Origin of the sequence: Amantichitinum ursilacus, assembly GCF_001294205.1 — a bacterium.
GTDB classification, from domain to species: Bacteria; Pseudomonadota; Gammaproteobacteria; order Burkholderiales; family Chitinibacteraceae; genus Amantichitinum; species Amantichitinum ursilacus.
This window is the reverse complement of sequence record NZ_LAQT01000030.1, coordinates 39385-53427: the sequence shown is the minus strand read 5'-3', so window position 1 is coordinate 53427 and position 14043 is coordinate 39385. Positions and strand designations below refer to the sequence as shown.

Annotated in this window: 11 protein-coding genes and 1 tRNA gene; 3 read left to right on the top strand and 9 right to left on the bottom strand. The window is 60.9% G+C overall.

What is annotated here, in order from left to right:
* Positions 1 to 13: 13 nt before the first annotated feature.
* Positions 14 to 1219, bottom strand: a complete 1206-nt coding sequence (locus WG78_RS17780; RefSeq protein ID WP_053939177.1) for an MFS transporter — start codon at positions 1217 to 1219, stop codon at positions 14 to 16.
* Positions 1220 to 1342: 123 nt separating this feature from the next.
* On the bottom strand, positions 1343 to 2035 hold the full coding sequence (locus WG78_RS17775) for an SOS response-associated peptidase (protein WP_053939176.1): 693 nt from the start codon (positions 2033 to 2035) through the stop codon (positions 1343 to 1345).
* Between the two features lie 264 nt (positions 2036 to 2299).
* On the opposite strand from WG78_RS17775, the gene WG78_RS17770 reads away from it, so the two are divergent.
* Entirely contained in the window at positions 2300 to 2635 is a 336-nt protein-coding gene (locus WG78_RS17770) for a YnfA family protein (protein ID WP_053939210.1), read from the top strand.
* A 132-nt stretch (positions 2636 to 2767) separates the two neighbouring features.
* Here the strand turns inward: WG78_RS17770 and WG78_RS17765 are convergent, their stop codons facing one another.
* The gene (locus WG78_RS17765; RefSeq protein ID WP_161805146.1) at positions 2768 to 3508 is read right to left on the bottom strand and encodes a PEP-CTERM sorting domain-containing protein; all 741 of its coding nucleotides are present in this window, start codon (positions 3506 to 3508) and stop codon (positions 2768 to 2770) included.
* Between the two features lie 511 nt (positions 3509 to 4019).
* On the opposite strand from WG78_RS17765, the gene WG78_RS17760 reads away from it, so the two are divergent.
* Positions 4020 to 4094: transfer RNA gene (locus tag WG78_RS17760), tRNA-Arg, on the top strand.
* 203 nt (positions 4095 to 4297) lie between these two features.
* Positions 4298 to 5734, top strand: a complete 1437-nt coding sequence (gene pyk, locus WG78_RS17755) for a pyruvate kinase (RefSeq protein ID WP_053939174.1) — start codon at positions 4298 to 4300, stop codon at positions 5732 to 5734.
* A 97-nt stretch (positions 5735 to 5831) separates the two neighbouring features.
* Here pyk and WG78_RS17750 read toward each other — a convergent pair whose 3' ends face one another.
* The 6 genes from WG78_RS17750 to WG78_RS17725 all read right to left on the bottom strand — a co-directional run bounded on the left by WG78_RS17750 (position 5832) and on the right by WG78_RS17725 (position 14042).
* Positions 5832 to 7712, bottom strand: a complete 1881-nt coding sequence (locus WG78_RS17750) for a methyl-accepting chemotaxis protein (RefSeq protein WP_053939173.1) — start codon at positions 7710 to 7712, stop codon at positions 5832 to 5834.
* A gap of 437 nt (positions 7713 to 8149) precedes the next feature.
* Positions 8150 to 10348 (bottom strand): RelA/SpoT family protein, encoded by a 2199-nt coding sequence (locus tag WG78_RS17745; protein WP_053939172.1) that lies wholly within the window; start codon positions 10346 to 10348, stop codon positions 8150 to 8152.
* 104 nt (positions 10349 to 10452) lie between these two features.
* Positions 10453 to 11064: an ABC-type transport auxiliary lipoprotein family protein gene (locus tag WG78_RS17740; RefSeq protein WP_152969280.1), complete on the bottom strand. Its 612-nt coding sequence runs from the start codon at positions 11062 to 11064 to the stop codon at positions 10453 to 10455.
* A 5-nt stretch (positions 11065 to 11069) separates the two neighbouring features.
* Positions 11070 to 12116, bottom strand: coding sequence for an MlaD family protein (locus tag WG78_RS17735; protein WP_053939170.1), 1047 nt, complete (start codon positions 12114 to 12116; stop codon positions 11070 to 11072).
* Positions 12113 to 12925: an ABC transporter ATP-binding protein gene (locus WG78_RS17730; protein ID WP_083459320.1), complete on the bottom strand. Its 813-nt coding sequence runs from the start codon at positions 12923 to 12925 to the stop codon at positions 12113 to 12115. Before WG78_RS17730 ends, WG78_RS17735 begins: the two co-directional genes overlap by 4 nt.
* 4 nt (positions 12926 to 12929) lie before the next feature.
* Positions 12930 to 14042, bottom strand: a complete 1113-nt coding sequence (locus WG78_RS17725; RefSeq protein WP_053939169.1) for an ABC transporter permease — start codon at positions 14040 to 14042, stop codon at positions 12930 to 12932.
* Position 14043: the final 1 nt, after the last annotated feature.

Sequence of the window (14043 nt, the reverse complement as noted above, 5' to 3'; positions counted from 1 at the left end):
AGCGGGCAGACGATCAGCCCGCCGTTTGCGCCAGCGGTTCGCGTCGGCCCAGCAATTGCAGCGCTACGGCCGCCAGCGAGACCAAAATCCCCAGCGCGCAAATTCCTACCCAACCACCATGACGCCACGCCAGCGCGGCGGCCGCCGAACCCAGCGCGCCCCCCAGAAACATCGTGCCCATAAACAGCGTATTCAGCCGCGCGCGGGCTTCGGGTTTAAGTTGATACACCGAGTGCTGGTTAGAGATCAGCGCGGATTGCACGCCAAAATCGAGCACGATCACGCCCACCACCAGGCCCGCCACGCTGGTCCATGCAGCAAATATCAGCCACGACACGGCAGTGGCCGCGCACCCGACCAGCACGATCACGCGCGGGCCGACTTTATCGGCATAGCGCCCGGCCAGCGGCGCGGCAAAAATCCCCACCATGCCGACTATGCCGAACAGACCCGCCGCATCCGGGCCCAGGCCGAATTGCGGTTGCGCCAGCCGGAATGCCAGCGTGCTCCAGAACGCCGAAAAGCCGGCAAACAACAAGGCCTGACTAAATGCAGCGCGACGCAAGGCGGGCAGGCCCAGCCACAACGGCAGCAACGATTTTAAAAGGCTGGCGTAGGACGGACGGGCGTCGGCGCGGGCTTCGCGCGGCAACAGCCACGCCATGGTGCCCGAGGCAACCAACACCAGCGGCACCGCCAGCCAGAACATCTCGCGCCAACCGGCGTGGCTGGCGACAAAACCCGCCAGCGTGCGGCTGAGCAAAATACCAGTGAGGATGCCCGCCACCACATGCCCGATCACCGCACCCTGGCGCGCTTGCGGCGTCAGATGCGCGGCCAGCGGCACAATCTGCTGCGCCACCGTGGCGCTGATGCCCACCGCCAGCGACGCCAGCAACAACAGGCTTAATCCGGGCGCCAACGCGGCCGCCGCCAGCGCCACTGCCAGCACAATAAATTGCGTGGCGATCAGCTTGCGCCGGTCCATCGCATCGCCCAAGGGCAACAGCAAAATCAAACCGGCGGCATAACCCAACTGCGTGGCGGTGGCCACCAAAGTAATCGACTGCGGCACGCCCAGCTCGTGGCCCATCACCCCCAGCATCGGCTGGTTGTAATAGATATTGGCCACGGCAATGCCGGCCGCCGCCGCCATCGCCCACACCTTGCCCGTGGGCAAACCTGCGGGCGCGTTAGAACCTGGCGTTGCTGCACTCATTGCACACTCCGTTTATCCATGATCGTGGCCGCGCCACGTAATGCGCGCAGTGTGCCAAAGCCAGCCGCGTCGCACATACCCCGGACGGGTTAGACACGCGCGCATCGCTCGCCTGGCCGCGAGTCACAACGCAATCGGGTGGATGAGCGTGGCCGCCGTGTTGCGCACATTGCCCACCGCGCGCGACACAGGCCACCACTCAAAATCTTCGCTGGGGCGACGATGCCGGCTGATCAGCTCCGCCGCCAGCGGCAACGGCGCCATGCGGTCCAGCCACAAGGCGGCATCGCTGGCGGCTAACACCACCGGGCGGCGGTCGTGGATATCCACCATGCCACCCTCGGCATCGGCGGTAATGATGGCCATGCCGCGCGCGGGCGCATCGCTGGGCTGGCCCGGCTGCCACAAGGTAATGCCCGCCAGATACAACGGCCCGCCATCGCGCGGCACGATGTAATAAGGCTGCTTGCTGCCATCGGGCTGCGGCAGCCATTCGTACCAGCCGCTGGCCGGCACAATCACGCGCCGCGCGTTTTGCCAGGCGTCTTTGTAAAACGCGCTGCTGCTTACTTTTTCGATCCGCGCGTTGGGATAAGCACGGCCCTTGCTGGCGGCCCAGGCGGGCTGGTAATTCCAGAACAGCTCTTCCACACGCGGCTCGCCATCGTCATCCAGCCGATGCAACGCGGCGACCCGCGAGCCGGGCGGCACGTTGTAACGCGGCACCAGATCAAGCCGGAGCTGCGGATGCTGGGTGTAGCCCATTTCGATAACGACACGAATGCCGTCGATGACCTGGGTGAGTCGGCCGCACATGGGGTGGTTTCGCATAAGTGGTGTTGCGGTAATTGTAGAAAGCGAAACGCGGCTGCGATATCGGGTTGCAGCGTGCGAACGGGTGCCGTGTGCATGATCCCCGGCTTGAACGCACTGGTTTAGTCTTGCAGGACTTGCGCCATTGGATGGGAGATGGCGTGGATCCAATGCGGCGCAATGGCTTGCACTGAAGGGCTGCGGCATAAGTGACACCACCCGCCATGCACTGCATTATCTCGAGCACCCCACTGCTGGTTGCCATCCATCGTGCCTATCTTCAAAACCTTCGCCCTGTTTGCGCTGACCGCACTAGCCGAAATCATCGGCTGCTATCTGCCGTGGCTGTGGCTGAAGAAGGGCGCCACGCCGTGGTTGCTGATCCCGGCGGCGTTCAGCCTGGCGACGTTTGCATGGCTGCTGACCTTGCATCCCGCCGCAGCCGGGCGGGTTTATGCCGCGTATGGCGGCGTTTATATCGCGGTAGCGCTGGTGTGGTTATGGCTGGTGGACGGCATCCGGCCCACGCTGTGGGATGGCGTGGGCGCGGCAGTGTCGCTGGCGGGCATGGCGATCATCATGTTTGCGCCGCGTACGGCTTGAGCGATTGACCATCTCACGACTTATGCGGATGTTTGTTCGAACTTGATCGCGTCTCCGGCTGTGCGCTTGCAGCAATAAACAAACAGCCCTGCCACGCGGCACGGGCTGTATGCAAATCAAGGCGCGTCTTGCTCAGTTGTGTGTTTGCTTGCGTCGGCGCGCTGCGGCCGTCAACCCGACCAGGCCCATGCCCATCAGTGCCCAGGTTTCGGGTTCGGGTACCGGCGGGGGCAGCACCTGGTATTCCTCCAAAGTTTGTTCCAGCGTAAAGCTCAGCTGAAAGGTATAGGGCGTGCCATGTGCGGCAAACAGCAGGGTGGTAAAGCTGTTGTTGCTGACCACGTCGCCCGCGCCAGTCAGATCGCCCACTTTAGCGCCGTCGGTGGTGTATTTGCCGGTGACTGGATCGACCCACGCCCAGAACACGCCGCTGAATACGCTCTGGCTATCGAGTGGAGCAACGTTGGGATCAGTCGAGCCGGAGAGTGCGTAGGGCAGATACAGGCTGCCGCCGTCCGCGCCGATCGTGATGGTTTGCTTGAACGACGCGATCGAATAATTTGCATGCGAACCCGAGGCGGCGGCGGTATCGAGCGTGAGATGCTGCACGCCATCCACCACATCAACGCTGAACGCGCCGCTGCTGTCACCGCTTGTGTATTGATTTGGCGCGTTGGCGACCACGCCGCTGCCGTGGCTGCCCAACGCGTCGATCAGCGAAAATTGCGACTTGTAAAACGTGGCGCCCAGACTGACGTCGCCGGAGTACTGCAGACCAAAATCAAGATGCGCGGTTTGCACCACGGCGGCATAGCTGTTGAGCGAAAGGCAACTGAATAGCGCGGCAAGGGCAAGTCTGGTTTTACTGATCATGTTGGTTATCCTGGTGAGGGAGGAAGGTTGCCGCGCGACGATCTTTCTCATCGCCAAGCGCGGCGAGGGGGCCCCTGGAGCGGGGCGGACTAATGCCGGGCATGGCGTACTGCTTGCTCAGTGTCACCGGAATACGGCGGTGACAAGTGCCGGGCACCGCTCACCATTACTTAAATGCTTTCGTTAAACTGCTCTGAAAATGTCGTGATTCTGATATTCGGTCTGCTTGGTTGCAATGTGCAAGCTTTGCTGCGGCTGCAGCATGCTCAAAGCGCTGTTTAAAACGCGCCATCACACGCCATCTGTCAGCAATCTGTATAATGCCGTCCATTGCGCGGCGCCCCGGGTGGCCTGTGTGGTGTGGTGGCGTAGCGCCGCGGTAGCACTGCAAGGGCACAATCCTGGCCTGTAGCACATGAATAAAGAACAAGAACAGCACTGGATGGATGTGCCAACAATCCGGACATTGCTTGTGCAGTCAACGTGTCAGGCAACACGACCGGTTTTCAAGGCCCCTATAGTTAAATGGATATAACAGGCCCCTCCTAAGGGCCAGTTGCAGGTTCGATTCCTGCTGGGGGTACCACCCACGCAGCCCGCGCATTCGCAGGCGTGCACTGTGGCTTAGTCGATAAGACCGTTGTGATGATGGCTACCTATGCCTGGTTGCTGTTGACTGGCCTTCGCCTGGCAGGCGTGCCTTCCTGTCCCGCAAGGTATTTCCGCAAAGAGAGCACCGCAGCTAGCACAACAAGTCCGCGAATTCGAATAAAGACAGGAGTAATTTGCATGCAACGCAGCACTAAAATCGTGGCCACACTCGGCCCTGCCTCCAGCGACGTCGGTACGCTCGAACGCCTGGTTTCCGCCGGTGTAAACATGGTGCGACTGAACTTCTCGCACGGCACCGCGCAAGATCATCAAGACCGCGCCAGCCTGGTGCGCGAAGTGGCTGGCAAGCAGAATTCGCCGCTGGCCGTGATGGTCGATCTGCAAGGCCCCAAGATTCGTGTGGGCAAGTTTGAAGAAGGCAAGATCGAGCTGGTTAACGGTGAGCAGTTCATTCTTGATTCTGACTGCACCATGGGTAACAAAGAACGCGTGGGCCTCGATTACAAGGAGCTGCCCAACGACGTGTCCGCAGGCGTCATCCTGCTGCTGGACGACGGTCGCATCGTGCTTGAAGTGACCGAAGTGCTGGGCAACGAGATCTACACCAAGGTCAAAGTGGGCGGCGTGCTGTCCAACAACAAGGGCATCAACCGTCAGGGCGGTGGTTTGACGGCGCCGGCGCTGACTGCCAAAGACATGGAAGACATCAAGGTCGCCGCTGTCATCAAGGCGGACTATGTGGCCGTGTCTTTCCCCAAGTCGGGCGCGGATATGTACATGGCGCGCACGCTGTTGCGCGCTGCCGGCAGCAAGGCGCTGCTGATCGCCAAGATCGAACGCACCGAAGCCATTGGCAACCTCGAAGAAATCCTCGACGCGTCTGACGGCATCATGGTTGCCCGTGGCGATCTGGCCGTGGAAGTGGGCGATGCCGCCGTGCCTGCGCTGCAAAAGAAAATGATCAAGGCCGCGCGCCGCAAGAACAAGCTGACGATCACCGCCACCCAGATGATGGAATCGATGATCACCAGCCCGGTGCCGACCCGCGCCGAAGTGTCCGACGTGGCCAACGCCGTGCTGGATGGTACCGATGCGGTGATGTTGTCGGCCGAATCGGCCAGCGGCAAGTTCCCGGTGGAAACCGTGGAAGCGATGGCGCGGATCTGTGTCGAAGCAGAAAAATCGCAAGAAAACCGCATCAGCGACGAAGTGCTGAAGCAAGGCGATTTCACTCGCATCGATCAATCGATTGCAATGGCAGCGCTGTTTGCCGCCAGCCACCTGAAGGTTAAAGCCATTGCCGCACTCACCCAGTCGGGTTCGTCGGCGCTGTGGCTGTCGCGCTTTATCAGCGGCGTGCCGGTATACGCACTGACGCCCGAAGCCGAAACCTATGCCCGTCTGGCGCTGTTCCGCGATGTGTATCCGTTCATCATGGATTTCGAGAACGCCAAGCAACAAGACCTGCTGGCGCGCGCCGAAATGGAACTGATCCAGCGCGGCGTGGTGCAGCACGGTGATCTGGTGGTGTTTACCTATGGCGACATCGTCGGCCTGGGCGGCAGCACCAACAGCATCAAGATCGTTAAGGTCGGCGAACGCCGCAGCCGCTAAGGTCTGGCAGGGGCGCCCACATCGCTCTTGTTACCGCCGCGCACTAAAAAGGCGACCCTCGGGTCGCCTTTTTTTACGTCCGTCGCCAAGCGGGGCGTTACAGCCGGAACTTGCCAAACAGTTGCTTCAGAAAGCCCGCCAGTTCGGACAAGCGATGCACGCTGTCGGTGGCGCGATGTAGCGCCGCATCGGTTTGCAGCATCTGATTGGTGATGTTCTCCGCGCTTTGCGCCATCGCCGTGGTGGCTTGTTGCTGCTCTTTGGTCGACAGCGCAATTTCGCCCATCTTTTGCATCACCGCGTTCATGTTCTCGCGGATGGTGCTGATATTGCCGGCCGCATTGTCCGACAGATTGACGCCGCGCCGTACCACCTCATGGGTCTTCTGCATCGTGCTGACGGCGGCATCGGTTTCGGTGCGAATGCCATCAATCATGCCGGTGATCTGCAAGGTGGCCTGGCCGGTGCGTTCGGCCAGCTTGCGCACTTCGTCGGCCACCACGGCAAAGCCACGGCCTTGTTCGCCCGCGCGCGCCGCTTCGATGGCCGCGTTCAGCGCCAGCAAATTGGTCTGGTCGGCAATTTCTTTAATCACCTGAATAATGCCGCTGATGTCTTGCGAGCGACGATTGAGCCCATCCAGCAAGCTGGCGAGGGATTCCACTTCGCTGGCCGATTTGCCCACTTCGTTGGCCACTTCACGCACCGTGGCGGCGGACTCGCCCGACAAGGCGCCGGTATTGGTGACCAACTCATCAGCATCGCGCGCGTTTTCTGCGATATGCGAGATGCTGACGGTGATTTCTTCAATGGTCGCGGCGTTGGCGGCGGCCAGGTCGGACAGGTGTTTGCTGTCGTTCGACAACTCGCGCAACACGGTATTGATATCGGTGACGCCCGACGTCAGCCGGTCACTTTCTTTCTGGATATCGCCAAACATCGACCGCAGTTGATCGGTAAAGCGATTAAACGCCTGCGCGGTTTGTGCGATTTCGTCTTTGCCGCTGACTTCAATCTTGCGCGTCAAATCGCCACCGCCTTGCGCAATCTCCTGCATGCCATCGCGCACCTTGCGCAGACCCGCCAGCAGGTTGCCGATCAGCGCACCGGCAACGGGCAGCACCACCACCAGCACCAGGATCATTGCACCAATCGAAAGCAGCAGCATCTGATCAAGCGGCGCGAGCGCCTGACCTTTGTCGATTACCAGTGCCAACACCAGATCGGAGCCATCAATCGGCTGCAAATAAATGTATTTGTCTTTACCGCCGATGCCCACTTCGTGGGTCTGGCCGTCGGCCAGATCAGCCACTTTAACCTTGGCCAGATCGGGGCTCACGTCGGCCAGGGTTTTCTGAATCAGCGCGGTGTCGCGGTGCGCCAGAATCTGCCCGTTGGTATCCAGCAAAAATGCGTAGCCTTCGCCCCCCAGTTTGATGTTCAGCACGTCTTTCACCACGGCGCTGAGATAAACGTCGCCCGCCACAATGCCTTTGAGCGTGCCGGCGGTCTTGACCGGCGCGGCAAACGAAATGATCAGCTGCTTGGTCGACGCATCAATATAGGGCGCGGTGCGGATCAACTTGTCCGCCGCCAGCGCGTCCTTGTACCAGGGGCGCACGGTGGGGTCGTAGCCGGGTGGCAGATCCAGATTGTGGCCCTGGATCATCTTTTTATCGGGCGTACCCAGATAAATCGAATCGTAAGTGGAGCTTTTTTCGGACTGGGTGAGGATGGCGCTCACGTCACCATTGGCAGCCGCCAACGTCTCTTGCACGCCCGCCAGTACGTGCTGCTTGTCTTGCAGCCAGTTGGCCAGCACCACGTCGTAACCCTGCGCGGCGGCGCTCACCTCGCGCGTAATGCCGGTCAGGGTGGCGCTGCGCATACGTGTATAGGCGGCCCCGGTGAGGATAGCGGTGGCCAGGGCGGTAATAACCGCCACAAAAACAATGAGTTTGGTGCGAAGCGAGTGCATATGCCGAATCCCTGCGTTATTGCTTTGTAAGAAAACACTGTGATCCGCGACTTGTCGACTGCCAACCGGGAGAACTCCTGGGTCGACATTGGCGAAGTAACACAGCTGTCATCAAGCAATAACTGGGCCTGCTTGGTAGTCGGGGGCGATTTCTGGGTGTAGTTTGCTGACCAAATATGTAATTAAAGTAATGGCGCTAAATTGTGGTTTTCATGGGCGGCTTTGAGAGGTGGGTCTAGACCCACCCTATGTGCCGCCGGTTTCGACAGTGCTGTGATGGTGTGGCGCGCGTTTCATAGGGTGGGACTCGGCGTCCCCGTCTAGACCCACCACTTAAAGCCACAAAGAAGAACGCAAAGTTGCGGTTGGCATCTTCGCTTTTGAAGGGTGGGTCTAGACGGGGCTGGCGAATTTCATCCGATGAAACCCGCAGCTGATTAGACGCGGGTAATCCGCAGCACGCCTTGTACGTCATTCAGCCGGGCAAAAATGCGGGGCAGATCGTCCACGCCGCGGATTTCTACGGTAAAGCGCATGCGCGCCAGCGTATCGCGCGATAGCGTATTCACGCCGGTGACGTTGATTTTCTCGCGCGCCATGATGTCGGACAGGTCGCGCAGCAGGCTAGGGCGGTCGTGTGCTTCGATCATGATGTCGGTGGCGAAAGTGTTGCCGGTAACTTTGCCCCAATCGGCGGTAATCAGCCGTTCGGGCGAGGCCTCGGCCAGGCGTTTGAGCGTGCTGCAATCGCGGCGGTGGATCGAGATACCGCGGCCTTTGGTCACAAAGCCGATCACCGGATCAGGCGGCACCGGTTTGCAGCAGCGCGCCAGCAGCGTCATCAGCTTGTCGACGCCCTCAATCAGAATGCCTTCACCGTGTTGGTCGGCCTTGGCACGACGCACCACGTCTTCGGGATTAATCGTTTCTTCGGGCGCGGGCGGCTCCACAAAGAAAGCGTCGGCCAGCTGGCGCAACGACAACTCGTCCTGGCCCAGGGCGGCATACAACTCGTCGACGGTTTTGTAGCCGCAACGATGCGCCACTTCTTCTTGGTTAACGCGCGTGGCGCCATTACGCGACGCTTCTTTGTCGTACAGCGATTTGCCGCTATTTACCACGACGTCATGGTTTTGCTGGCGGATCCACTGGCGGATTTTTTGTTGCGCGCGATGGCTTTTAACCAACCCATCGTGCAGCCAGTCCAGGCTGGGCCCGCCTTCCTTGGCCGCGATAATCTCAACCCGCTGGCCGTTTTTAAGCGGCGTGGACAGCGGCACAATCTGCCCGTCCACCTTGGCGCCGCGGCAACGATGGCCCAGATCGGAATGCAGGTGGTAAGCAAAGTCGACCGGCGTGCTGTCTTTGGGCAGCGCAATCACGCGGCCAGCGGGCGTGAGTGCATAGATGGTGTCGTCAAACAGCTCGGCCTTGAAGGCATCAGCCAGATGCGCCTCGTGCGCCATGTCTTCGCGCCAGTCCAGCAACTGGCGCAACCAGGCGATTTTCTCTTCGTACTTGCTGTCGCCTTTGCCGCCTTCCTTGTAGCGCCAATGCGCGGCGACACCATATTCGGCATGTTCGTGCATATCGAAAGTGCGGATCTGCACCTCCACCGCTTTGTCGTTGGGGCCGATGACGGCGGTGTGCAGGCTGCGATAAAAATTGCCTTTGGGGTGGGCGATATAGTCGTCAAATTCGCCCGGTATGGGCTGGTACAGGTTATGGATAATGCCCAGCACCGTGTAGCAATCTTTCACGTCATCCACCAGCACGCGCACCGCGCGGATGTCGTATAGCTCGGAAAAATCGAGCTTCTTTTTCTGCATCTTTTTCCAGATGCTGTAGATGTGCTTGGGCCGGCCCATCAGATCAACGTGGACCACACCGGCCGCATTGATTTCGCGGCGTAAGGTGGCCAGCACATCATTGATAAAGCTTTCCCGATCCACGCGCCGCTCATCCAGCAGCTTGGCGATCTTCTTGTAAGTCTCGGGCTCCATATAGCGGAAACCGAGGTCCTCCAGTTCCCACTTGATCTGCCATACGCCCAGACGGTTGGCCAGCGGCGCGTAGATATCCAGCGTCTCGCGTGCCAGCTTGCGCCGTTGCTCATCCGGCACTTTGGCCAGGCTGTGCATGGTTTGCGTGCGCCATGCCAGGTTGATCAGCACCACGCGCATGTCTTCGACCATCGCCAACAGCATCTTGCGCAGCGCTTCGATCTGCGCGCCATTGTCGGCCGCGCGCGGCGCGCCTTGCGTTAGCGTATGAATCTTGCGTACGCGCCACACGCCATCCACCAGCCGCGCCACTTCGGCGCCAAAGCGCTCGGTCAGCGCTTCGTTCAGGTTCTCGATAAAGTCCGGGGCGGCGAATAACAGCGTGGCGATGACGGCGTCGACATCAAGATTCAGGTCGGCCACGATCGACGCTGCGGCAACGGCGTGCGGCAGCAGCGGCTCGTTGGTTTGTGGGTGCGGGCGATCGCCGTAATGTTGTTGCGCCCATTGCAGCGCATCGCGCAAACGATCGGTTTGCGTGGCGGGGTAGCGCTGCACCAGATGCTCCATCCAGCGCAAAGGGTCTGCGGCTTCGGCAATGGATTGAGCGAGCGGACGGGTTACAGCAACCATGAGAATCTCGACTTACAGGAAACAACAGCCATTCTAATGGATGTTGTCGGCGCTGGGGCGCACGCCAGGCAATGCGGCTGTCGCGGTGTCAGCGCGGCGCGTGCTTATTGCAACGTCAACAGCGCGGCCTCCAGGCCTTGCAGCGATTGCGCTAACGCTTCCGATTGCGCTGCGATCAGACTGGCGCCATCCAGCGGACTGGTCGCCACGCTCTGGCCCATAAACGTGCGATCAAGCAAATACGCGCCTGTCTGGGTATCGCGCAAGCGCGCATGCCATTGCACCTGCGCGGTATGCGGCACATCCGGCCGCACATCCACCACCACTTCGCGGATGTCGCTCTCCAGCACAAAACGCGCTTGCGTCGAAGCCATCGGCACTGCATGCGCAAACAGGCCGCTGCCGCCCAGCCAGATCACCAGTTGCTCTTGCAAGGCCTGCGGCAGTGTGGCGCTGTACAAGCGGAACGGGTCTTGCGCAAAGCGCTGCGGCCCTTCCTGGTACACAAAGTTGTTGCTGGCATACAGCGGCAGCGCGCGCGGCGGCGTAATCAGCACGGTGTCATTAAAGCGCACCGGGTAGGGCGGGCCTTTGCGTTGCGCTTGCAGATGATAGGTTTCGGGCGGCGGCGGGTTGGAGGCGCAGGCGGCCAGCGTCAGCAGCAAGGCCATCGCCCCCACGCGCGCCACGTTCAGCAAAGATAAAAGAGTACGCATGGGCATCATCGCGGCAATGGATAGGGGGTGGGCGGGCTGCTGAACAGCAGGCTGGACGGCTGCGCCTTGGCGCGCGCCAGCAAATCGCGCAAGTCGTCGCTGGCGGCGTGCAGATTGGTCAGCGTATCGGACAGCTCGCCTTCCTTGCCCGCGCTTAAACGGTCCAGCCGGCGCAGAGTGGCGTCCAGATGTTCCAGCGACGTCGCCAGTTCCGGCTTGTCCAGCAACTGGCGCATGCGCTCGGCGCTGGCGGCCAGATTGGCGGGCGCGCTGGCCACTTGCGGGTCGTTCAGCATGTTGCTCAAGCTTTGATTGGTGCTGCGCAACTCGTTGATCAGCGCCTGACCATCGCTGGCAATGCGCTCCACCGGAATGCGATCGATCTTGTCGGTAACGTGCTGCACCGATGAGCCGATCTGCGCCAGATTCAACTGCCCGGCCTGGTCGTCCAGCGTGCCCAGCAGATGGTTAAGCCGGTGCACGGTGGTTTCCAGATCCAGCTTCTGCAAGCGCGTCACCACATCTTGCGTCGCGTCCATCAACTGGCTGATCGAACCGTGCGCCGACGGAATATACAGTTCTTGCGGCGACCAGTTGATGGGCAGCGGCGGGTTGCGCGCCGGATCAAAATAATCGATTTCCATGTAGCTGGTGCCGGTCAAGCCCTGGGGCGTTAGCCGTACGCGCAGGCCACGCACAATTTCGTGGGTCAGATTGTCCTGGCTGGGAAATTGCATGGCCTTGCCGCCAAATAATTCGGGCCGCAGTTTCATTTCCACCAGCACATATTGCTGGCGTTGGATGGGGGCCAGATCCTGTTCGTATTTGTTATAGGTAAACGAAATCTTGCTGACCTGGCCCACGGTGACGCCGCGATAGCGCACCTTGCTGCCCAGATCGAGCCCCTGCACCGATTCGTCGAAATAGCTTTCCAGCGTTACGCTGGGCCGAAACCAGCGGCCCGCGCCAAACGCCACCAGCAATACGGCAGCGGTGAGCACGGCCACCAGCACAAACAGCCCTAGCCGAAAATAAACCCGCGGGTGTGTCATACGGCTCCACGATTAAAAAAGCGCGTTACGCGCGGATCAGTCGCATGGTCGCGCAGATCGGCCGGTTTGCCTTGCGCCAGGATGCCCTTCACCGATTTATCCAGCATGATGGCCCGATCCGCAATCGCGTAAATGCTGGCGAGTTCATGCGTGACCACCACAAACGTCAGCCCCAGCACGCGCGACAGCCGGATGATCAGCGCATCCAGCTCGCCCGAGGTGATCGGGTCCAGCCCCGCAGACGGCTCATCCAGAAACAGAATGCCGGGGTCGAGCGCCAACGCGCGGGCGATGGCGGCGCGTTTTTGCATGCCGCCCGAGAGTTCGGACGGCAGATAGTCGGCGTACTGTTCCAGATCCACCTGGCGCAGTTTAAGCCGCGCCACCAGCTCACGCGCGGGGGCATCCAGCGGTGTGTATTCCTGTAAAGGCAGCATCACGTTTTGCAAGACAGTCATCGAGCCGAACAGCGCGCCCGATTGATACGCCACGCCAAAGCCGGCCAGGATATTGCGTCGGGCCGCGCCCTGGGCATCGGTCAGGTTCTGCCCATCGATATACACTTTGCCGCTGCGTGGCGTTTCCAGACCAATGATGTGCTTGAGCAACGTGGATTTGCCGCAGCCCGAGCCGCCCAGGATGACCAGAATCTCGCCGGTTTGCACCGTCAGCGACACATCGCGCAACACCACATTGCGGCCGTAGGCGCAGGTGACGTTTTCCACGCGGATGGCCTCGCGCGGCGCAGGCGTTAGCGCGCTGGCGGGGTCGGGCAAGGCGGTGGCGGGATGCGGATTAGCGTCGGACATGGTGCTACCAGCCCAGGTAGAAGAAAGCGACGGCAAACAAGCCATCGGTGACCACCAGCATGACAATGGCGCTGACCACCGCACGCGTGGTGCTGTTGCCCACCGCGCTGGCCCCCGCGCCGGTGCTTAGGCCCCGCAAGCAGCCGATGGCGGCCACGCCAAAGCCAAAGAAAGTAGCTTTGGCCAAGCCGCCGATGTAATCGGTAAAGCCGACCGTATCCATCACCTGACCGGCCGAGGTCATCAACGGAATATTGAACGTGAGCAACACCAGCGCGGCGCCAAAAATGCCGATCACCTCGGCCAGCACGGTTAATAACGGGGCCATCAAGGTCACCGCCAATACGCGCGGCAGCACCAGAAAGCGCACCGGCTCCAGGCCCAGCGTAACCAGCGCGTTGATTTCTTCATTGACCTTCATGGTGCCGATCTCGGCGGCGAACGCGGCCCCGGTACGGCCCGCCAGCAGTACGGCGGTAATCAGCGGAGCGAGTTCTCGCACCAATGCCAGGCCCACCAGATTGGCCACAAACAATTCCGCGCCAAACTGCCGCATCGGGATCGCCGACTGGAACGCAAGAATGACGCCCAACAGGAAGGACACCAACGCCACAATCGGCAATGCATCCGCGCCCGCTTTGGCGCAATGCAGCAGCGTTTCGCCGAGGCGCAACTGGCGCGGATTGCGCAACACCAGCGCGACGGCGGCGCTGAGTTCACCGATAAACGCGATCGCCTGGTACAACTGTTGCCACGCGGCAAGCGCACGCTGCCCCAGACCAATCAGAAACGGCGGCGATACGACGGCAGGGGCAGTTTTTAGCGGGGTGGTGGGGTCAAGCTGTGCCAGCAACGTGGCGTAGCGATCCGGCAGGTGTTCGACGGTTGCGCCGCGCTGGATAACGTCATATAGCAGCGCCAGACCCGCGCCATCGCAATAAGTGACGGCGCTGGCATCCACACGGATCTCGCCGTGCACCAGTTGCCGTGCTTGCGGCCAGATTTGCGCGCTGCCCGGCGCATCCAGCCGGCCGCTGATATACAGCACAGCGCCCGCGTCATCGCGGCGGAGTTCCAGGCTGGCAATCGGCGGCAAGGCGGTGGAGGCTGCGGGCATT